The 19,452-nt window shown below is 59.6% G+C and carries 19 protein-coding genes and 1 riboswitch; of the genes, 11 read left to right on the forward strand and 8 right to left on the reverse strand.

The features are described from left to right. The first annotated feature begins 112 nt into the window (after window positions 1-112). Both AB5Z14_RS06770 and AB5Z14_RS06775 read left to right on the forward strand, forming a co-directional pair. On the forward strand, window positions 113-1,273 hold the full coding sequence (locus AB5Z14_RS06770; protein WP_368130840.1) for a DUF2974 domain-containing protein: 1,161 nt from the start codon (window positions 113-115) through the stop codon (window positions 1,271-1,273). Between the two features lie 111 nt (window positions 1,274-1,384). Further along, entirely contained in the window at window positions 1,385-2,389 is a 1,005-nt protein-coding gene (locus AB5Z14_RS06775) for a nucleoid-associated protein (RefSeq protein WP_368130841.1), read from the forward strand. A 292-nt stretch (window positions 2,390-2,681) separates the two neighbouring features. Here AB5Z14_RS06775 and dapD read toward each other — a convergent pair whose 3' ends face one another. The 3 genes from dapD to dapA are packed head-to-tail and all read right to left on the reverse strand — an operon-like array spanning window position 2,682 to window position 6,483. Beyond that, entirely contained in the window at window positions 2,682-3,401 is a 720-nt protein-coding gene (dapD, locus tag AB5Z14_RS06780; RefSeq protein ID WP_117797991.1) for a 2,3,4,5-tetrahydropyridine-2,6-dicarboxylate N-acetyltransferase, read from the reverse strand. 39 nt (window positions 3,402-3,440) lie between these two features. Then, entirely contained in the window at window positions 3,441-4,181 is a 741-nt protein-coding gene (gene dapB / locus AB5Z14_RS06785; RefSeq protein WP_368130842.1) for a 4-hydroxy-tetrahydrodipicolinate reductase, read from the reverse strand. Next, window positions 4,174-6,483, reverse strand: a complete 2,310-nt coding sequence (dapA, locus tag AB5Z14_RS06790) for a 4-hydroxy-tetrahydrodipicolinate synthase (RefSeq protein WP_368130843.1) — start codon at window positions 6,481-6,483, stop codon at window positions 4,174-4,176. Before dapA ends, dapB begins: the two co-directional genes overlap by 8 nt. Before the next feature lie 65 nt (window positions 6,484-6,548). After that, window positions 6,549-6,717: riboswitch (Lysine riboswitch) on the reverse strand. A 144-nt stretch (window positions 6,718-6,861) separates the two neighbouring features. Between dapA and AB5Z14_RS06795 the strand changes: the two genes are divergently transcribed. The 7 genes from AB5Z14_RS06795 to AB5Z14_RS06825 all read left to right on the forward strand — a co-directional run bounded on the left by AB5Z14_RS06795 (window position 6,862) and on the right by AB5Z14_RS06825 (window position 11,649). Next, a complete protein-coding gene (locus AB5Z14_RS06795; protein WP_368130844.1) occupies window positions 6,862-8,049 on the forward strand; it encodes an N-acetyldiaminopimelate deacetylase in 1,188 nt (395 codons plus the stop codon). 102 nt (window positions 8,050-8,151) lie between these two features. Continuing rightward, window positions 8,152-8,433, forward strand: a complete 282-nt coding sequence (locus AB5Z14_RS06800; RefSeq protein WP_006234335.1) for a type II toxin-antitoxin system RelE/ParE family toxin — start codon at window positions 8,152-8,154, stop codon at window positions 8,431-8,433. After that, window positions 8,405-8,746, forward strand: coding sequence for a HigA family addiction module antitoxin (locus AB5Z14_RS06805; RefSeq protein WP_195239125.1), 342 nt, complete (start codon window positions 8,405-8,407; stop codon window positions 8,744-8,746). The genes AB5Z14_RS06800 and AB5Z14_RS06805 overlap by 29 nt, the downstream gene beginning before the upstream one ends. A gap of 119 nt (window positions 8,747-8,865) precedes the next feature. After that, window positions 8,866-9,099, forward strand: coding sequence for a hypothetical protein (locus AB5Z14_RS06810; protein ID WP_368130845.1), 234 nt, complete (start codon window positions 8,866-8,868; stop codon window positions 9,097-9,099). A 163-nt stretch (window positions 9,100-9,262) separates the two neighbouring features. Then, window positions 9,263-9,706: an FxLYD domain-containing protein gene (locus AB5Z14_RS06815; protein ID WP_035137903.1), complete on the forward strand. Its 444-nt coding sequence runs from the start codon at window positions 9,263-9,265 to the stop codon at window positions 9,704-9,706. A gap of 32 nt (window positions 9,707-9,738) precedes the next feature. Beyond that, window positions 9,739-10,161 carry a transcriptional regulator gene (locus AB5Z14_RS06820; protein ID WP_099431495.1) on the forward strand — a complete coding sequence of 141 codons (423 nt, stop codon included), beginning with the start codon at window positions 9,739-9,741 and terminating at the stop codon, window positions 10,159-10,161. Between the two features lie 99 nt (window positions 10,162-10,260). Then, window positions 10,261-11,649, forward strand: coding sequence for a serine/threonine protein kinase (locus AB5Z14_RS06825; RefSeq protein ID WP_368130846.1), 1,389 nt, complete (start codon window positions 10,261-10,263; stop codon window positions 11,647-11,649). A 38-nt stretch (window positions 11,650-11,687) separates the two neighbouring features. Here the strand turns inward: AB5Z14_RS06825 and AB5Z14_RS06830 are convergent, their stop codons facing one another. Together AB5Z14_RS06830 and AB5Z14_RS06835 are read right to left on the reverse strand one after the other, a co-directional pair. Then, complete coding sequence (locus AB5Z14_RS06830; RefSeq protein ID WP_368130847.1) at window positions 11,688-12,821, reverse strand: coiled-coil domain-containing protein; 1,134 nt, start codon at window positions 12,819-12,821, stop codon at window positions 11,688-11,690. A 234-nt stretch (window positions 12,822-13,055) separates the two neighbouring features. Next, the gene (locus AB5Z14_RS06835) at window positions 13,056-13,688 is read right to left on the reverse strand and encodes an MOSC domain-containing protein (RefSeq protein ID WP_368130848.1); all 633 of its coding nucleotides are present in this window, start codon (window positions 13,686-13,688) and stop codon (window positions 13,056-13,058) included. A 225-nt stretch (window positions 13,689-13,913) separates the two neighbouring features. On the opposite strand from AB5Z14_RS06835, the gene AB5Z14_RS06840 reads away from it, so the two are divergent. Continuing rightward, complete coding sequence (locus AB5Z14_RS06840) at window positions 13,914-15,170, forward strand: carboxylate--amine ligase (RefSeq protein ID WP_368130849.1); 1,257 nt, start codon at window positions 13,914-13,916, stop codon at window positions 15,168-15,170. A gap of 84 nt (window positions 15,171-15,254) precedes the next feature. Beyond that, window positions 15,255-16,001, forward strand: coding sequence for an aspartate/glutamate racemase family protein (locus tag AB5Z14_RS06845; protein ID WP_368130850.1), 747 nt, complete (start codon window positions 15,255-15,257; stop codon window positions 15,999-16,001). A 123-nt stretch (window positions 16,002-16,124) separates the two neighbouring features. On the opposite strand, the gene AB5Z14_RS06850 is transcribed toward AB5Z14_RS06845, so the two are convergent. The 3 genes from AB5Z14_RS06850 to AB5Z14_RS06860 all read right to left on the reverse strand — a co-directional run bounded on the left by AB5Z14_RS06850 (window position 16,125) and on the right by AB5Z14_RS06860 (window position 19,296). Further along, complete coding sequence (locus AB5Z14_RS06850; RefSeq protein WP_368130851.1) at window positions 16,125-16,871, reverse strand: energy-coupling factor transporter transmembrane component T family protein; 747 nt, start codon at window positions 16,869-16,871, stop codon at window positions 16,125-16,127. Beyond that, window positions 16,864-18,615, reverse strand: a complete 1,752-nt coding sequence (locus AB5Z14_RS06855; RefSeq protein ID WP_368130852.1) for an ABC transporter ATP-binding protein — start codon at window positions 18,613-18,615, stop codon at window positions 16,864-16,866. The genes AB5Z14_RS06850 and AB5Z14_RS06855 overlap by 8 nt, the downstream gene beginning before the upstream one ends. 129 nt (window positions 18,616-18,744) lie before the next feature. Further along, window positions 18,745-19,296, reverse strand: a complete 552-nt coding sequence (locus AB5Z14_RS06860; RefSeq protein WP_195535865.1) for a hypothetical protein — start codon at window positions 19,294-19,296, stop codon at window positions 18,745-18,747. Between the last annotated feature and the right edge of the window lie 156 nt (window positions 19,297-19,452).

Raw genomic sequence — 19,452 nt, forward strand, 5'->3', positions numbered from 1 at the left:
CAAGCTCTTTTGGGCAACAGGCTACAATGAAGGCGTCCGGGTCCACACGGCCCGGGCGCCTTTTTGATGCAAAGTAACCTGACCCCAATGCGCCATAGTTGATGGGAGCGCCATGTCGGATTCGCCTAATTTTTTGACCTATGCCCAGACGACGTTTGATTCGTTTAAGGAACGGCCGTTCTGTGCGGTGGATAGCCTGGTCTTTGCGTGGTTGTCCTATTTGCGTTTGCCGGGTGATATGGCGGAGCTGACGAACTGGCAGGGCCTAGGCGTACGCGAGCTGCTGCGTGCCGAGTGCTACCGGGACATGATTGGCGACCTGTGGGATCCAGAGGGGAGCAGGGCCTTGTTGGAGGCCGTGGCAGCAAGCCCTCGCTACCGTGGCGTGTACGTTTGCGGCTATCGTGCCGTGAGCGATGTGGTGGCGACAGAGCAGTTTGCAGCCATGGCGTTCCGGTTTCCGGCGGGGTTTAGCTATCTTTCCTTCCGGGGGACCGACAGTACGATTGTGGGCTGGAAAGAGGACTTTAACATGGCGTTCCGGTGTCCTGTGCCCTCCCAGGAATCTGCGGCGCGCTATGTGGACGAGGCGGCGGATGCGATTGACGGGCCGCTTTTGTGCGGAGGTCATTCCAAGGGTGGAAACCTTGCGGTGTACGGTGCGGCGATGTGCTCCGATGCCGCCCGTGAGCGAATCGAACGAGTGTATTCCCATGATGGTCCGGGCTTTGTCGAGGAGTTTCTGAACGGCAACGCCTTTGCCGATCTTTCCGGTCGAATCGACAAGACGCTACCTCGGTCGTCGATCTTTGGCATGATGTTCGAGACGCAGGAGGACTATGCCATCGTTGAGAGCACCGAGTTCAGCCTGCTGCAGCATAATCCCTTTAGCTGGGTGGTTGATGATCGCGACTTCGTGTACTGTGAGCGCCTGTCCGCCGGTGCTCGATACGTTGATGACTCCATTCGCGAGATGCTGCTTGCAGTGTCACCTAGCGAGCGCGAGCGTTTTGTAGATGCGTTGTTCTCCGTGTTTGAGGCTACGGGTGCTGAGCGGTTTGCGGATATCGCCGGGAATCTGCGCGAGAGCCTGCCCGTGATGCTCCAGGCTGCGCAAGGCTTTGACGAGGATACGCGACGCTTTGTCTCGCAGACCATCGTGGCAATCCTTAAATGCGCACTGCTGCCCAAACGACCCCAGATCGACATGCCCGCTGCCGGCAAGAGTTTGGCAGAACAGCTCGAGGCTTGGCAGTCCGAGCTCCTGCGCTAACTATTGGTGCAAAGCAACCTGTCCCCGATGCACCAAGCTTCGATGCGCCTGGGGCGGGCTCGACCGCTATACTGGTTCGTGCCGAAATCGATCTAGAACGGAATGCCGTATATGAAAATCAATCACTCGATTCTGCATATCCTGGACTTTGACTCTGCCGTCAACGTCATGAGCCAGCGCGAGCTCGATATCGAGAGCCGTACCGTGCGCAACTTTGTGACCACGCATCTGCGCCGCGCACGAACCTCGGCCGACAATAAGCGCGCCACGTTTGCCGAGAACTCTGCGTTTGGCGGCGAGCTCAAGGACTATTTCTTTGGCGAGCGCGAGTTCGTAGACCTGTCGCAGCAGATTGCGGAGTTCATTTCCTCCGAGCTTACCAAGGCCGAGAAAGCCGAGTCCACCGATGTGCTCGTGGCCGATTTTGACGACGACGAGGATGCCCGCTGGTTTGCCGTGATGCTGCTGGGCTCCAAACAGGCCTTTATGCACGAGGTGGGCCGCGAGGAGGGCGAGGTACGCAACGACATCGCGCGCCACTATGCTATCCTGCCGAATCCATCGCAAAAGGTGCCGAGCTATGCCATCGTGCGCGCGAGCACCATGGAGATCGGCTATGTGGACAAGAAGCGCAAGATTGCCGGCGAAGACCGTATGCTCATTCCCGACGGTCTGCTGCAGTGCGATACGGGCGTGTCGGGCAAGGAGGTCATCGACACCGTGACGCGCGTGGTCGAGGAAGTCGCCGAGGAGCACGGTGCCAATACAGCCGTAGCGCTCGCTAAGGTTAAGGCTGCCGTTGCCGAGAAGGTTGAGGACGATGAGGAGCTGCCGCCCTGGGATATCGTCGATGAGGTCTTTGAGGACGAGCCGGTCATCAAGGAAAGCGTGCGCGCGGCGCTGACCGAGGAGAAGGTCCCCGAGCGCGTTCCCGTGGAGCGCAAGCAGGTCGAGCGTGCGGCCGTGCGCAACCACAAGATTCGTACCGATACGGGCATCGAGATCAGCTTTCCGGCCGAGATGGGCTCGAACTCCGAGTACATCGAGTTCGTCAACGAACCCAACGGCCTCATCTCCATCGAGCTCAAAAACATCGGCAGCATCGAGAATCGATAAGTTGCGTTACGCCTACAGCAGGAAAGCAAAGGCCGAAGCCCTTTGGGTCTTCGGCCTTTTTGCTTGGAGCTCAATTGAGTTGCAGGCTGAGCATAAGTCAGCGAAAGCGCCCCTAAGCGAGCAAGGTGACGTGAAAGAGGAGGGAAGCGTACTTTGGTACGCGACCGACGATTGAACGTCAGATTGCCGCTTAGGGGCGTTTGTAGCGTCGACCGGTCCGTCGTTCGTTAGAACGACGGAACCAAAGGTGTAGCGTCGAGCCGTTACGCGGGTTGGTAAACCCGCGTAACTATTAAAGCTGGCGCAGGCCTTCCTCGAGACCGGTCTTGCTGTCGGTCTTCTCGTCGCGCATCTTGATGACGCGGGCGGGGACACCGGCCACGACGGCACCGGCGGGGACGTCCTCGACGCACACGGCGCCGGCGGCAACGACAGCGCCCTTGCCTACGCGCACGCCTTCCAGGACCACGGCGTTGGCGCCGATCATGACATCGTCCTCGATGATGACGGGCGTGGCGCTTGCGGGTTCAACGACACCTGCCAACACGGTTCCAGCGCCGATGTGGCAGTTCTTGCCCACGGTGGCGCGGCCGCCCAGCACGGCGCCCATGTCGATCATGGAGCCCTCACCGATGACGGAGCCGATATTGATGATGGCACCCATCATGATGACGGCACGGTCGCCGATCTCGACGCGGTCGCGGATGATCGCGCCCGGCTCGATGCGGGCATTGATGCCCTTAAGGTCGAGCATAGGGACGGCGGAGTTGCGGCAGTCATTCTCGACGTCGTAGTAGTCGATGGAGTCGGCATTGGCATCGAGGATGGCCTTGAGCTCATCCCAGTCGCCAAAGACGGTCTTGCCACGACGGCCGCCGTAGACGTGCGCATCGCCCCACTGGACCTTCATGCCCGGCTTTTCGCGCACGTACAGTTTGACGGGCGTTTTCTTGGGCGCGGTAGCGATGTAATTGATAATCTCCTGGGCATCCATCTCGGCTGCGTTACTCATATGCTGTTTCTCCTTTGCGTGGGTACGGTAGATAACTGGTTAGGCGAACATGACCTGGTCGAACGTATAGAAGCCGTGCTCGCGGGTGACGAGCTTCTGCGCGGCTGTCAGAGCGCCGTTGACGAAGATCTGACGGCTCGTGGCGCGATGCGTGAGCGTGACTTCCTCGTCCTGGCCAAAGAAGCTCACCTCGTGCACGCCGGCGACGGTGCCGCCGCGCAGCGAGTGCATGCCGATTTCCTTGGGATCGCGAGCGCCGCACATGCCCTCGCGACCGTAGACAGGGTGGTAACCTGCCTCGGGCTCGGCCTCGACTACAGCGTCGAGTAGCAGCTTAGCGGTGCCGCTGGGAGCGTCGACCTTTTGGTTGTGGTGCGTCTCGACAATCTCGCAGTCAAAGCCGGGCAGTTCGCGCGTGGCCTGGGCAACCAGATGGCGTAGGGCAGCGATGCCGATAGAGTAGTTGCCCGAATGCATGACACGGGCATTCTGGCCCAGCTCGCGCAGGCGATCCATCTGCTCGGGGGTGTAGCCTGTGGTGCCCGAGACCAACGCCGCACCCGTGCGCTCGACATAGGCGACAACGGCATCGAAGGTCACGACGTTCGAGAAGTCGATGATTACATCGCCGGCCGGTGCGCTCTCGAGCTCGGACAAGTCGAAGCCGATCTGGGCGACGATATCAAAAACGGGCTGACCGGCGGCGTCGACAACGCCCTCGGCGGTGGTGCGGATGAGCGAGCCCATACGGCCCGTTCCCATAATGACGGTCTTAATCAAGCAGACCAGCTCCCTTCAGAGCATCGGTAAGTGCGGCACGTGTGTCGTTGGCCATGGGGCACAGCGGCATACGGTAGTTTGCCTCGATCATACCCATCTGAGCGAGCGCCTCCTTAACGGGGATGGGGTTGACCTCGCTAAAGAGGGCGTTGATGAGTGGCTGACCGGCAATCTGGATGTCGCGGGCGCGCTCCACGTCACCGTCCAGATAGGCACGGCACATGTAGTGCACGAGCTGCGGCTGAACATCGGCCCACACGCTGATGGTGCCCGAGGCGCCCAGGCTCATGAGCGGAACGGTGAGTGCGTCCTCGCCCGAGTACATGCGGAAGTCATCGGACAGCAGGTGGGCGATCTTGGCTGCGTAGGCGACGTTGCCCGAGGCCTCCTTGATGCCCATGATGTTGGGGTGCGCGGCCAAGCGCTCCACGTTGCGCACGCTGATGCCGCAGCCGCAGCGGCCGGGGATGTTGTACAGGATGCAGGGGATATCTACGGCGTCGGCCACGGTCTTAAAGTGCTGGTAGATGCCCTCTTCGTTAGACTTGTTGTAGTAGGGGGTAATGAGCAGCAGACCATCGGCGCCCAGGCCCTGGTAAGTGAGCGACTTGGTGAGCATGGTCTGCGTGGAGTTAGAGCCCGAGCCGGCAATAACGGGGACGCGGCCTGCAACCTTCTTGACCACGGCGGCGACAACGGAGTTGTCCTCGTCGTCGGTCATCGTGGCGCTCTCGCCGGTGGTGCCCAGGGTGAGGATGGCGTCAGTGCCATTTTGCAGGTGGAAATCGATAAGGCGCTCGAGCGCGTCAAAGTCGACACTGCCGTCCTTTTTAAACGGCGTGACAAGGGCGACGATTGAGCCCTCGAGATTGCGGATATCCATGTTCTTCTCCTTCGCCTCCGCGATCTGGATGCGTTTGTTCCATTGAGCTGCGACTGCTAGGCGCTCGTCTTGGGCGCGACGGCGGGCACTTTCGGCGCGCGACTTGGCCAGCAGCTCTCGGCCGCACGGCAGCACGTCGAGCGTGGCAAAGTAATCGCCCGGGCGCTCGGCGCGGCGGATAAGGTCGGCCGAGCCGTCGGGGCGCAGCAGCACCTCGGCGGAGCGCAGGCGGCCGTTGTAGTTGTAGCCCATGGAGTAGCCATGCGCACCGGTATCATGGATTACAAGCAGGTCACCCATGTCGATATGCGGCAGCTCGCGATCGATAGCGAACTTGTCGTTGTTCTCGCACAGATTGCCCGTGATGTCATAGGTGTTCGTGACGGGCGCTGTGGCCTTGTCGGCGCCGCCCGGCTGGCCCATCACCGTGATGTGGTGGTAAGCGCCATACATGGCGGGACGAATGAGGTCGACGGCACTGGCGTCTACGCCGATATAGTCCTTGTAGATCTGCTTCTCGTGGATAGCCTTGGTGACCAGGCAGCCGTAGGGACCCATCATAAAGCGGCCCATCTCAGTGCAGATGGCCACATCGCCCATGCCGGCGGGAACCAGGATCTCGTCGTATGCCGCGTGTACTCCCTCGCCGATGGCGCGAATGTCGTTGGCCTGCTGCTCGGGCAGGTAGGGGATGCCGACGCCGCCGGACAGATTGATGAAGGCGACGTGTGCGCCGGTCTCGCGCTCCAGGCGTACGGCAAGCTCAAAGAGGATGCGCGCGAGCTTGGGGTAGTAGTCGTTGGTGACGGTGTTGCTGGCAAGGAATGCGTGGATGCCAAAGTCCTCGGCGCCCTTGGCCTTGAGCATGCGGAAGGCCTCGAAGAGTTGCTCGGTGGTCATGCCATATTTGGAGTCGCCCGGGTTGTCCATGATGCCGTTGGAGAGCTGGAACAGGCCGCCTGGATTAAAGCGGCAGCTGACCGTCTTGGGGATGGGCCCCGCAACGCGCTCAAAGAACCCGATGTGGCTGATGTCGTCAAAGTTGACGATGGCACCCAGCTTGTCGGCGAGCTCAAAGTCGGCAGCCGGTGTGTCGTTGGACGAGAACATGATGTCGTGTCCCGTGATACCCAGTGAGCGGGCGATCATGAGCTCGGTATAGCTCGAGCAATCGCAGCCGCAGCCGTATTCGTTGAGAATGGAGATGAGCGCCGGGTTGGGGTTGGCCTTGACGGCAAAGTATTCCTTAAAGCCCGGGTTCCATGCAAAGGCGTCGCGCACTTCTTGCATGTTGCGGCGGATGCCCGCCTCGTCGTATAGATGAAACGGCGTGGGGAACTGCTCGACGATATGCTCGAGTGTCTCCTTGTCCACAAACGGCTGCTTGGCCGCATATGCCTCGTTGGGGGTCAATGCCATGTCCCGTAAACCTCGCTATCCAGACGGCGCCATCTGCGCATCGAATCCGCATAGCGTGGACCCAATGTCCGGATAGCGCTCCCGCATTGCTGCAGACAGTCCTGTGGGTGTTTCCCACAGGCCCACCAGGTTGTTCGTGCCCGAAAAGCCCAGTTCGGCGGGTTTCGCCTCTCCACGGGGTCAAAGCCTGCCGGCTCGCCCGCGGTTCTTCGTGCCCGCGCCTCTATCAAGTGGTAACGACCCTACCACGTTGCACTTTACCAAACAAGAGTATTCGTATATAACGTTTAAAAAATGCAGGGATATGCTGGAAACATGTGCGCCACAATCCTGTATCACAATAAGTTGCAACAGATGTGCCTCACGAAGGGATCCTCTATGACCGAGCTCCAAGAACTCCGTCGCTATCGCCGCGATCTCCATCGCATTCCGGAGCTCGATTTCGATCTTCCGCAAACCATTGCCTATATCGAGGGCGTGCTGGCACCGCTCACCTGCGAAGTGACCCATCCGTGCCCCAGCTGCGTCTGCGCTTTCTTCGACGCCGGCGTTGATGCCGCGCATGCCACGGCGATTCGCGCCGATATGGATGCGCTGCCCATCGCGGAAGCGACGGGAGCGGCCTTTGCCTCAACCCATCCCGGCAAGATGCACGCTTGCGGACATGACGGACACATGGCCATGGCGCTTGCCGCCGCGACGTATGTCGACCGTACGATTCGCGAGCATCCGGGCGCCATTAGGCGCAATGTTCTCTTTGTGTTCCAGCCGGCCGAGGAAACGACCGGTGGTGCCAAGACGGTATGCGAGAGCGGTGTGTTCGAGCGCTATGGGGCCGACCGCATTTTTGGCTTCCATGTGTGGCCCGATCTGCCCGCCGGCACGTTAGCGAGCTGCCCCGGTCCGCTGCTAGCGCGTTCGAGCGAGACGCATGTGCACATTCACGGGGCGAGCATCCATATCGCTAAGACCTATGGCGTTCCGGTCGAGGAGTCGCACGATGCGGCGCTGGCGGCTGCCAAGTTCTTGGTTGCCGAGCGCGATCTGATGGATGAGCTGGGTGCCGATGAGCCCTGCATTGGCAAGTTCGGCCTGCTGCAGGCAGGCACCGTCTGCAACGCGGTGGCGGGGGAGGCCCATGTGGCCGGAAGCCTGCGTGTGTTTACGGACGACATGTTCGACCGGGCGCGCGAAGGCGTGCGCCGCGTGCTGGACGATGCCTGTGCCGCAACGGGCTGCACGTATGATCTCGACTTTGCCGAGGGCTATCCGCCGGTCGACAACGACCCCGAGTTGTTTGCCTACATTGCGCCTGCCTTGTCCGAGCTGCAACTTGTGGACGAGCCACTGCTGATCGCCGAGGATTTCGCGTTCTATCAGCGCCATCTGCCGGGCGTGTTCTTCTTGCTAGGCACGGGCGTGCCAGAGGACCAAGACAACCCGAGTGATTCGGATGGCTGCCCCGCCTATGCAACAAGCGCTCTGCATACCGATACCATGCTCTTTGACGAGGAAATCCTACTCAAAGGCTTCGATGTCTACAAACGATTGCTTTCGCTTGACTAAGGCGTGAAGGACTATTTGTTCTAGAAAACACGAACAAACGTACGATATAATAGAGATGTAAGTCTATAGAAACGTTTGACGTTACTAACGTAAGGCGATACTATGATTGCATCGTATAAAGATGAGGATACCGAACGCTTTGCCATGGGTGTGCGGGTCAGGAGGTTCGTGCCCTTTGAGCGTGTTGCGTTGAGGAAGATTCGCCAACTGCAGGTTTGTGCTTCACTTGATGATCTTCGCGTTCCACCGGGCAACCGCCTGGAAGCTTTGAAGGGCGATCGTGCCGGTCAATATAGCATCCGTGTTAACGAGCGCTATCGGGTCTGTTTTGAGTGGAGACAGGAGATGGCTTGGAATGTCGAAATCGTCGATTATCACAAGTGATGAGGCTTCGGCCGATTTGCTGTCGCCGGTGACTCCTGGTGAGCTTCTCAAAGAGGAGTTTCTTGTTCCCATGGGCATTTCTCAATATCGCCTTGCTAAGGAGACTGGGATTCCGGCTCAGCGTATCGGGCAGATTGTCTTGGGAAAACGTCGCGTGACGGCCGACACCGACCTCCGTCTTTGCCGTTATTTTGGCCTGACGGATGGTTATTGGCTGCGCGCTCAGGTGGCGTTTGACCTTGAGGCCGAGAAAAGGCGGATCGAACCGGAACTCGACAAGATCGTTCCTGTTCAGCAGGCCATCGCACTGTAGTGCTCAAAGATGATGGGGGTGGCGCGGCGATGAGGCGACGCCGACAGTCTGCCGTATATAGTCCGGGTGGATGCGGGTGTGGTTTGCTACTGCTCCCGGTTGTTGTGCTGAGTATTGGCATGATGTTTGCGCTTGCCGGTTTGGCTGCAGCGGCGCTCGTGTTGCTGATTGTCGCCATTGGCGTGACGATTTGGCTTTGCCGTAATCGCGAGCAACGCCGTGCCGACGGTAAAACCAATGTCGGCTGGGTCGTCTTTCTGATCATTGCGTACCTGCTGAGTGTCAGCTACCTTGTTTTCTTTGTCCTGTTGATGATCAGTGCTTTTACCGGGGAATCCGTCACGGTGGGTTGATCACTGCTGGCAGACGGTCGCGCAAAGTGCGTTTGCTCGGCGTTTGGATAACTGCATTGGCCGTTTACCGCAACCTTAGCTCTCAGCTAATGAATTCAAGTTCAATCCTTCCTACGATGTGCTGTGTGCCGGCACGGTAGCCGGATCGTAGGAAGGATGAATAATGGCAAAAGAGGGAAAGAAGCCGATCGGCAAGATTGTCCTAGGCATCATCGTGGTGCTGGTTATTGTCGGTGCCGTGGGCTCTATGGGCGGCAACTCAACCGATTCGTCTGCGAGCGATTCGGCAAAACCTGCCGAGACGACACAGCAGGCTGAGGAGCAAAAAGAACCGCAAGAACCGTATACCATTGCTGACGAGGCTGAAGACACTTCCAATCAGTTTACCTATAAGATCACGGGCACCCTGACCAATAACACGGACAAGGAAAAGAGCTACATTCAGATTGAATATGTTCTGTATGATGCCGATGGTAACCAGGTTGGAACGGCTCTTGCAAACACCAATCATCTGAAGGCGGGCGGCTCCTGGAAGTTCGAGGCGCTGGGTACGGTGTCTCCCGATCAGGTCGCCAGCTGGGAGCGTTCGGACGTAAGCGGTTTCTAGCATGTTGCATGCACTGGGGGAGGTGAAGTCGTATGCCCGATAAAAAGCTGACTGACGAGTTACTCAATGAGCTTCTCGACGCGCCAAACATCGATGGCTATATCAAAGAACACGACTTTGCCGCCCCGTCGCTTTCGGACTATCTGAAGCGGCTACTGCAGGAAAAGGGCTTGGAGCGCTCGCGCGTGGTTCGTATGGCCGATCTCAATGAGACCTTTGGCTATCAGATCTTTACCGGTGCGCGGCATCCGAGCCGCAATAAGGTGCTGCAGATTGCCTTTGCGATGGCGCTGACGCTCAAAGAGACCAACCGTGCGCTGACGGCTGCCGGGGTAAGCGTCCTTAACTGTAAGGACCGCCGCGATGCGATTATCATCTTTTGCATCGATCGCGGGTGCAGCCTCCAAAAGGTCAACGAGGAGCTGTATCGATTTGGCGAGGAGACGGTGAGTTAGCGGCTGACGGCTGAGCCGGCGGTACTGCTACGGCAACGATGTAAACGAACAGGGCGCGGATGCCATGAGGTGTCTGCGCCCTGCGCTATGATGGACGCTATGGATACTCAAGACCCAACATATTCCGACGACGAACTGACCGCCGCGCTTGCCGAGCACCTGGCATCGCTCGATCGCGACGACAGCTATCGCGTGGATCGCGTACTTAAGCGCTCTGGCGTCGAAGCGACCGAGCTCGTGTACTTTGAAGGCTCCGGCGGTGGGTCGCTTGGCCCCTTCGTCCGTAAGCGCATTAACGCATCGGCCCAGATTGGCGGGGCGTATGAGCGCCTGTTTGAGGCCCAGCGTGCCGGGCGCCGTTTTGAACACTTGCCTCGGATCGTCGATTGTCGCCGTGCGGGCGATGAACTCGACGTAGTGATGGAGTATGTCGAGGGCGAGACGCTCGAGGCCTTAGTGGGGCGCTTGGGCGCGACGCCCGATTATGCGCATGGGTTATTTCCTGCTCTCTGCGATGCGGTGGGAGAGCTCCATGCTGGTTTTGCGACAGCGGGGGAGCCGGCGGTGCCGGTGATTCACCGCGACCTTAAACCTTCGAATATCATCGTGTCGGGCGTGCGGTATGCACCCAATGCCGGTATGAGCTTTTCGTCGCTGGTGATTATCGATTTGGGGATCGCGCGCGTATGGCGCGACGGTGCCGATGCCGACACCGTTAAGTTTGGCACGCGGCCCTATGCGCCGCCCGAGCAATATGGGTTTGGGCAGACGAGCGTGCGCAGTGATGTGTATGCACTTGGCGCTCTTCTCTTCTTTTGCCTGACGGGGGCTGATCCTAAGCCGGGACGTGACATGCGCGAGCAGTGCGAGACGAGCGCTATCCCCGTTCCGTTGGCCGATGCCATCTGCATGGCGATGGCGCTCGATCCGGCCAAGCGCTTTGCCAATGCGAAGGCGCTGGGACATGCTGTGTGCGCGGCATTTGAGCTGTGCCGTCCCGCGTTTTCGGCACCGGGCGCAATGCCACCCGTGGCGGCACAAGCCGCATCGACTGCCTCGCCACCGCCATCGCCTTCCACGCAACAGCCTCAGAACATCTTATCGCCGGCGCCCGCCCGTCAAAGTCTGCTTTCTCGCGTTCCGGAGCCTTTGGGGCGCGCTTGGAACATACTCATCTGCCTCTCGCTTCTCGTCTTTTTTGCCGGGAGCCATTTCGCTGTCTTTCATCCAACGGGCGCCAACCAAAACTACCCGACGTGGTTCCTTGCGGTTGAGTACTTCTTTTTTGTCGACGGTCTCACGGTGCTTCTCCACTTCGCCGTGCTCGACAAGCGCCGCCTTCGCCGGCGATTCGCGCTGCTCGACAGCTATCGCGGCAAGAAACTCGCGAAACTCTGGCTCAAGGCGCTGGGCGTGCTGCTTATATGCATGATCGTCATGGTTGCGGTTGCCAATGCGACCGGTATCGTTGACACCTCTGCCAGCTAAAAGAAAAGGGCCCCGTTTGGGGCCCTTTGCAGTTGCGCTTAGATGCGGTTCATCTGAGCGGCGACCTTGTTGTACCAGTCCTGCCACGTGGGCGGGCAGTACTTTTTGGCCGCTGCCGGGGTAAGGGTGGAGCCGTAGTTGGCGCCCAGGTAGGCAACATGAGCGGAGATGCCCTCGCTCCAGCTGCCAAAGCTGCGCCAACCGCCGCCACGAGCGCTCCAGCCCCAGGCGTTGTAGGAATTGGCGCAATAAGTGCCCTTGGTGCTCTCGATGCAGGCGATGGCGGGGGACCAACGGGGGTCGACGCCGGTATTCCAGGCGGCGACGGCAAAGTTATAGCCCTGGCCTGCCATGGGGGAGCCGGCAAGATAATTATCGATGCGGCTCGTCCACTCGTTGATGAACGTATCGTAATCAGAGTTACCGGTATTAGCGTTGTTCACCGTGGTGTCGATGGTGGTGTTGGTGTTGGTGGCCTGGCTGCTGGAATTGCTGCCGCTTACGCCCTCGCCCGAGAGCTTCTCGGCGGCAGCGGCCTTATCGGCCTCGAGCTTGGCAAGCTCGGCGGCATTTTCCTGCTCGGCTTTTGCCTGCGCCTCGCTGCGGAGCTGCTGAGCCTGGGCTAGCGCATCCTCGGCGTTTTTCTGCTCTGCCTCAAGCTGCGACTTGGCCTGCTGGAGTTCGGCCTTGTTCTGCTCGAGTTCGGTTTGCATGTTGTTGAGCTCTTCGATCTCGTCGACGCTCGAGCTCGTGATCTGGTTGGTGTATTTGCAGGTGGTGATGAACTCACCCAGGCTCTGCGCGTTGACCAGGAAGCTCACGATGGGATTGGTGCCCTTCTGGTACTTGTATAGATCGCGCATGGCGGAGCTTGCCTTGGCCTGTTGCTCGGGAAGCTTGGCCTCGATTTCCTCGATGCTCGCCTCATTGGAGTCGATCTGCTTTTGCAGGTCGTCGAGTTTGGTGCGGGCATCGTTGTAGGCGCTCGTGGCGGCTTCGATTTTTTGCTGCGCGGCGGAAAGCTGATCCTGCGTTGCCTGCGAGGCGGCATACGCCGCAACGGGGGAGAGCATCGGCGTGGCAGTCAGTGCGACAGCGAGTGCGGCGCTCGTGATGATACGAGCTGGCTTCGACGCGATGAGCGCTGCGACGCGATGATTCGAATGCTGCATCCAATCCCTCTGCAATCAATCGTAGGTTATGGTTCGAACGGTATTCTACTACTGCTTTCGACCTCAACTTGAACCTTAAAGGTTCCAAAGGGTCAAGTTGAACTTGAGGCTTTGGCTTTGACCTGCAGTTATAGTGAATTGTTGAGAAACCATAGAGTTCAACTTTAACGTTACGGAACTCTGTCTGATCGCAGATTCACGCCTTAAGGGCTACTCCAACATGGGGTTTTGCACCTATAGGGCTCCCTCGCGGCGTGCCTGCTCAATTTCTTCGAGCGCCTCGGCTGGGGTGAAGGAGCACGTGCCGTCGCCGAGCTTGACTGTTTGGATATCGTCTCCGACATGCACCTCTCCGCCTCGAAGCACCACACCGAAAATGCCCTCGTGGGGAAAGATGCAATCACCGGCGAGATAGTAGATGGCGCAGCGGGTGTGGCAGACCTTGCCGATCTGGCTGATCTCGACCAGAACGTCGTTGCCGATCTTGAGCTGTGTGCCCAAGGGGAGCGAAAGCAGGTTGATGCCTTGTGTGGTGAAGTTCTCCCCAAAGTCGCCTTTGTGTACATCGAGCCCGCGATGCTGCGCCGTCCGGATTGATTCTGCGGCCAAAAACGAGACTTGGCGGTGCCAGTGCCCGGCGTGCGCATCGGAAGCGAGGCCAAACTGCTCAATGACGGTATCGTGCCCATCGGCGACGGGAGACTTGCGTGTGCCTTTGTGCGCCGACGTGTTAATCGAGACGATGCGGGCGGGTCCTTCGTAGGCGTTGCTGGCGGTGCGTAGGGGAGCGGTTGTCTGTGAGCGTTCCGCTAGCTCGCGTTTTGCGGCGTCAAGGATGGGGTTGTCGGCTAGATGTTCTTGGGGCACGCGTGCGCCTTTCGCTTATGGGATTGACAATATGTTGAATCCTACAACAACGGTAGGTTCATTGCCCGTTGTCGTACAGCGGTGAGCGCTGTCTTTGCGCCGAGTTTGCTCCTCCGATTGCCATAGATACGGTGGAGCTTTGGGTACTGGCGGTTTGGCACGCTAGAATGAACCGGTTGCACTAAGACCGCCCGTTGTGCGGGCAGTTCACGATAGGAAGTTTCCATGGCATTGCAGTTTACAGAGCGCGAGTTCATTCCCGTGCTGCTCGGTGGCGACATCAACGCCTATTCGGTGGCGCGCGCCTTCTACGAAGAGTATCAGGTCAAGAGTCTGGTCTTTGGCAAGTACCAGACGGGCCCTGCGTATCGAAGCCAGATTATCGACTACACGCCCAACGTCGACATCGATACCATGCCCGTGATGCTCAAGACCGTCAACGGCATTGCCCAGGCGCATGCCGATAAGACGATCGTCCTGATGGGCTGCGGCGATAACTATGTTGCCCTGGTGGCTCAGGCAAAGGATGCCGATGAGCTGGCGGATAACATCGTTGCGCCCTACGCGCCCTACAGCATGCTCGAGCAGTGCCAGAAGAAGGAGATCTTCTACGAGCTGTGCGAGAAGCATGGTGTGCCGTATCCGCACACCTTTACCTTCACTGCGCAGATGCTCAACGCGCAAGGCGAGGCGCCGGCCGAAGTGCTCGACCAGATCGACTTTCCGTTCCCGATGATCCTGAAGCCGTCCGACGGCATCATGTGGTGGCAGCATGAGTTCGAGGGCCAGAAGAAGGCTTATGAGATTGCCGATCGCGCCGAGCTGGAGCAGGTTATCCGTGACTCCTATGCCAGCGGCTATACCGACGACCTGATCTTGCAGGATCGCGTGCCCGGCAACGACGAGTACATGCGCGTGCTCACCAGCTATTCCGACCGTAACGGTAAGGTGCGCATGATGTGCCTGGGCCACGTGCTGCTCGAGGAGCATCAGCCCCATGGCGTTGGCAACCATGCCTGCATCATTACCGAGCCCAATGACGAGCTTATGGGCGGCGTGCGCAAACTGCTCGAGGGCCTTCACTTTGTGGGCTATTCCAACTTTGACGTGAAGTATGACGAACGCGATGGCTCGTTTAAGTTCTTCGACTTCAACACCCGCCAGGGCCGCAGCAACTACTATGTCACCAACAGCGGCTTTAATGTTGCCAAGTATGTGGTGGACGAGTATGTGTTCAACCGTCCGTTTGAGCCGGAGTTTGTGACGGCGCAGGACGAGGCTCTGTGGATGGTCGTTCCCATGGGTGTCGTCGACAAGTACGTCAAGGATCCCGAGTTGCGCGCTAAGGTGCATCGCCTGGATAAGGAAGGCAAGGGCGCCGACCCCTCGTTTATGAAGGGCGACTTTGTCTTTAACCACTGGCTGCGCATGTGGCACACCAAGCTGCGCCACTTTAAACTGTTTAAGACGTATTACAAATAGATGAGTGCGGCGCCCGTCCGGTTTGCATCGGGCGGGCGCGGGCATGATACGCGCAATTGCGTGGGCGTCACCAAGGAGGCGGCGATGGAAAAGCTGGGAGTTATCGGCGGCATGGGCGCCGAGGCCACGTCGTATTACTACGACCAGGTGGTGCGCCATACGGCGGCTACGTGCGACCAAGAGCATATCGACATGGTGGTGCTTTCCAAGTCGACCATGCCCGACCGCACGCTGGCCATCAAGACCGGTGAGCATGCCGAGCTGCTGGCGACCATGAAGGAGTGCGCCCAGGCGCTCGAGTCGCTGGGCTGTGCGCACATCGCCATCCCCTGCAACACGTCACACTACTTCTACGACCAGATTCAGTCGTTTACGAAGGTGCCGATTATCCACATGCCGCGCGAGTCGGTGCGCTATGCCCTAGCGGGCGCGGTGATGGGGGAGTGCGAGTTCGATCCCAACCTGAGCATGCCGGCAGAGCCGGTGCGCAAAATCGGCATTATGGGCACCGACGGAACTGTGGGCGCGGGCGTCTATGGGCGCGAATGCGAGGCGGTGGGCGTCGAGGTCGTCTATCCCAGCGAGAAGCGCCAGGCCGACGTGATGTCGCTTATCTACGACGACGTGAAGGCCGGACGCGAGCCCGATATGGATAAGTTCGACCGCGTGATGTGGGAGTTTGCCCGTAGCGGCTGCGATCGCGTCATTCTGGCCTGCACGGAGCTCTCGGTGCTGCAGAAGTATCGTGAGATGCCCGAGATTACCCTCGATGCCATGGACGTCCTGGTGCGTGAATCCATCATTCGCAGCGGCGCCCCCTACCGCCTCTAGTCCCATACCTACCAAAAAGGGACAGGTTATTTTTGGTAGGTTTTATCTGGGGAAACGCAAAAGGCCTCGGCTCGTTTGACGCGAGCCGAGGCCTTTTGCATGTACCGGTTGCCGCTGCGAGTGCTAGAACAGGAATCCCAGGATGATGAGGGCGACGCTGATGACGAGGACGGCGATATCCAGGCCCTTGATGGGATAGCGCTTGTACGAGCTGGCACGCGTGCGCAGGTAAAAGCCGCGCTGCTCGGCGGCAAGCGCGGTGGCGTCGGTCTTGCCCACGCTCGAGATAAGCAGCGGCACGCACAACGGCAGCATGAGTTTGAGCTTCTTGATGGGGTTCTTGGTGTCGTACTCGACGCCGCGTGCGGTCTGCGCCTCCATGATGGCGTTCATCTCCTGGCCAAACACCGGCACAAAGCGCAGCGCCGTGGTGAAGGTGAAGGCATAGCGATACGGCACGTGCAGTATCTCGACACAAGCGTTGGCAAGGTCGTTGAGCTTGGTCACCATGAGCATGAGGATGAGTGGCAACGCCACGCCCAGCAGGCGCAGACAGGCCTTTGATCCGGTGATGAGCCCCGTGTCGGTGATAAAGCCCCATATCACGTTGCCATCGCGCATAAAGGCCAGCTGGAGCACCAGCATGATAAGAGCGAGCGGAATCAGCAGCTTGAGTAGCGAGAACAGGCGATCGACGACGCCGGCGTAGGCGCCCAGCGCAAGGGTGAGTGTCAAAAAGCCCAGCAGCGCCACATAGGTGTCGGACAAAAAGATGCCGATGATGATGGCGGCGGCAAGGCCCAGTTTGACGACCGGGTTTAGACGATGCAGCAGCGTATCGCCCGGCATATAGTCGATGACGTTAACCACGGTGGACCATCTCCTTGGTAATGCGAACGATATCGGTGACCTCGCTCACCTGCGCAAAAGCGGGGGAGACGGAGGATGCCAAGCGGCGCGAGAGCTCAATGACCTGGGGCGGCTCCATGTAGGCACGCTGCATGAGGTCGATGTTCGAGAACAGCTCGTGTGTGCGTCCGCGGTCGAGGATGCGGCCGTCGGCCATCACCACGATGCGCTCGGCAAAGTCGGAGACAACTTCCATATCGTGGCAGACCATGATCACGGCACAGCCGCGCTCGGCCATGGTTCGCACCGTTTCCATGACGGTCATGCACTCGCGGTAGTCAAGGCCGCTCGTGGGTTCGTCGAGCACGACGATCTTGGGCTCTACGACCACGACGGAGGCGAGTGCCACCATCTGGCGCTGGCCGCGCGAAAGCGAGAAGGGCGCCTCATCGGCAGGCAGGCCAAAGCGGTCGATGACGAGCTGGGCGCGACGCAGGGCCTCAGCGCGGTCGATACCGGCAAGCTCCAGGCCAAAAGCGACCTCGTCGAGCACGGTGTCCTTGCAAATCTGGCGGTCGGGGTTTTGGAAGAGCGTTGCGACCTCGCGGGCGATGCGGCTCGTGGGAACCGCGGCGGTGTCCAGGCCCGTAACGCGCACGCTGCCCGAGACGGGCTTAAGCAGGCCCGTGAGCAGCTTGGTGAGCGTGGTCTTGCCGGCGCCGTTTTGGCCGACAATGCCCACGAGCTCGCCGGGGTAGAGGGTCAGGTTGAGGTCGTGGACGGCGGCGCCGCCGTTGGGATAGGCAAACTCAACGTGATCGAAGGTGAGCACGGGTTCGGCGTCCTTGGCATGAGGGCGCAACGACGGGGCATGCGGGGAGCCCGCGGGAGCCTGGGCTTCGCTGGTCGCGTGTGCGGGGTCGACGATGCCCGAAATCAGGCGTTCAGCCTCATCGACATCCAAGCAAGGGGTGCCGCTTGCCAGACCATCGGCCTCGAGACTATTGAAGATGCGTGTGACACGGGGACAGTCGACGCCGATGGCGCGGAGCTTATCGGCGTGCGCGAAGACCTCGTGCGGTTCGCCCTGCAGCGCGATTTCGCCATGGTTGAGCACGAGCACGCGGTTGCAATACTCCGAGAGCAGGGCGACCTTTTGCTCAACGACGACGATGGTGATTCCAAGTGCGCGGTTTGCCTCGCGCAGGGTCTCGAAGACCAGCGTGGAGCTGGCGGGGTCGAGTGCCGCGGTGGGTTCGTCGAGCACCAGCACGCGTGGGCGCATAGCGAGGATGGCGGCGATGGCCACCTTTTGCTTCTGCCCGCCCGAGAGGGTAGCGATCTCGCGGTCGCGCAGGTCGCTGATGCCGACCGTCTCGAGCGTCTCGCTTACGCGCTGTTCAATCTGATCGTGGGGGACGCCAAAGTTCTCCAGGCCAAAGAGCATCTCGTCCTCGACAACCGAGGCGACCATCTGCGTGTCGATGTCCTGCAGCACGCTGCCGACGATCTGCGATACGTCGGTGAGCGAGACTTCGCAGGTGTCACGGCCGTCAACCATGACGGACCCAAAGAACGTGCCGGTGTAGTGGTGGGGAACGGCGCCCGACAGGCAGGCGGCAAGCGTGGACTTGCCGGCGCCCGAGGGCCCGATGATGCCGATAAAGTCTCCCTTGTTCACGTCGAGCGAGATGTGCTTAAGCGCCTGCTCGGTCTGCGTACCATAGGAGAACGAGACATCGTCGACGTTGATGATCGTTTTCATGGATACCTTTCATGGTCATTGGGGACGTTCTTAAATGACGAGTCGTTTAAGAACGTCCCCAAATGCTAGCTGTTTGGGACAGTCTTTGGTGATGGGGCCGCTAACGCGCGGCCCGTCCATCATATCAGGCTATTTGTTGAGCACCTTGCGCAGGGGGAAGAAGAGAGCCTGGACCACGACGGCGTTGAAGACGGCGGTGCCGAGCACGATGGGCACCTTGGCGAGCGCGGTGGGCAGCGCGGCACCCATTATGACGGTGCCCAGGACGGCGAAGAGGGCACCCGAGACCAGGGTGGTGAGCAGGCCGGCGATGAAGGGGTTGACCTTGTTGCCGCCGATGTTGGACTTGACGAGCGCCGCCATCGTCAGCGCGCCAGCAAGCTCGGTCACAAAGTTGAGGCCGGGGATTGACGTGGTGATCTGGATGACGGCGGCTGACAGGATGCCAAAGATGGCTGCCTGGGCAAAGCTCGCCTGCGTGAGTGCGATGGCCAGGGCATAGGCGGCAATGATGAACTGCGGCTTGATGCCCGTCGCGGCAAGCGCGTTGCCCACGGTCATGTTGAGGATAAAGCCGGCGGCAAGGAGGACGGCGAGCAGGACGAGCGAGGTGATATCGAGGATGCCTTTGTCGGAAGCGGCGTTGGCAGAAATAGTACGAGCCTGAGTGTCGGTGGCCATGATGTTCTCCTTAAGGTGGGATTTGAGATAAGAGTGTCCTAGACCCCCACGAAAGGGGTTAAATCGAAAAGGGGATTAATTTTGAATAATGGAGCATGGAGACGGCTTTACGAGGGCCCCAGGTTGGCGCGAAAGAGGAGCGAAGCGTACTTGGGC

This window comes from Collinsella aerofaciens, from assembly GCF_040910265.1.
In the GTDB taxonomy this organism is placed as follows: Bacteria; Actinomycetota; Coriobacteriia; order Coriobacteriales; family Coriobacteriaceae; genus Collinsella; species Collinsella aerofaciens_BK.

Excerpts from the sequence above, each read along its gene's own strand:
- AB5Z14_RS06770 (WP_368130840.1), top strand. The coding sequence starts at position 113 with ATGTCGGATTCGCCTAATTTTTTGACCTATGCCCAGACGACGTTTGAT.
- AB5Z14_RS06775 (WP_368130841.1), top strand. The coding sequence starts at position 1,385 with ATGAAAATCAATCACTCGATTCTGCATATCCTGGACTTTGACTCTGCC.
- dapD (WP_117797991.1), bottom strand. The coding sequence starts at position 3,401 with ATGAGTAACGCAGCCGAGATGGATGCCCAGGAGATTATCAATTACATC.
- dapA (WP_368130843.1), bottom strand. The coding sequence starts at position 6,483 with ATGGCATTGACCCCCAACGAGGCATATGCGGCCAAGCAGCCGTTTGTG.
- AB5Z14_RS06795 (WP_368130844.1), top strand. The coding sequence starts at position 6,862 with ATGACCGAGCTCCAAGAACTCCGTCGCTATCGCCGCGATCTCCATCGC.
- AB5Z14_RS06800 (WP_006234335.1), top strand. The coding sequence starts at position 8,152 with ATGATTGCATCGTATAAAGATGAGGATACCGAACGCTTTGCCATGGGT.
- AB5Z14_RS06805 (WP_195239125.1), top strand. The coding sequence starts at position 8,405 with ATGTCGAAATCGTCGATTATCACAAGTGATGAGGCTTCGGCCGATTTG.
- AB5Z14_RS06810 (WP_368130845.1), top strand. The coding sequence starts at position 8,866 with ATGATGTTTGCGCTTGCCGGTTTGGCTGCAGCGGCGCTCGTGTTGCTG.
- AB5Z14_RS06815 (WP_035137903.1), top strand. The coding sequence starts at position 9,263 with ATGGCAAAAGAGGGAAAGAAGCCGATCGGCAAGATTGTCCTAGGCATC.
- AB5Z14_RS06820 (WP_099431495.1), top strand. The coding sequence starts at position 9,739 with ATGCCCGATAAAAAGCTGACTGACGAGTTACTCAATGAGCTTCTCGAC.
- AB5Z14_RS06825 (WP_368130846.1), top strand. The coding sequence starts at position 10,261 with ATGGATACTCAAGACCCAACATATTCCGACGACGAACTGACCGCCGCG.
- AB5Z14_RS06830 (WP_368130847.1), bottom strand. The coding sequence starts at position 12,821 with ATGCAGCATTCGAATCATCGCGTCGCAGCGCTCATCGCGTCGAAGCCA.
- AB5Z14_RS06840 (WP_368130849.1), top strand. The coding sequence starts at position 13,914 with ATGGCATTGCAGTTTACAGAGCGCGAGTTCATTCCCGTGCTGCTCGGT.
- AB5Z14_RS06845 (WP_368130850.1), top strand. The coding sequence starts at position 15,255 with ATGGAAAAGCTGGGAGTTATCGGCGGCATGGGCGCCGAGGCCACGTCG.
- AB5Z14_RS06855 (WP_368130852.1), bottom strand. The coding sequence starts at position 18,615 with ATGAAAACGATCATCAACGTCGACGATGTCTCGTTCTCCTATGGTACG.
- AB5Z14_RS06860 (WP_195535865.1), bottom strand. The coding sequence starts at position 19,296 with ATGGCCACCGACACTCAGGCTCGTACTATTTCTGCCAACGCCGCTTCC.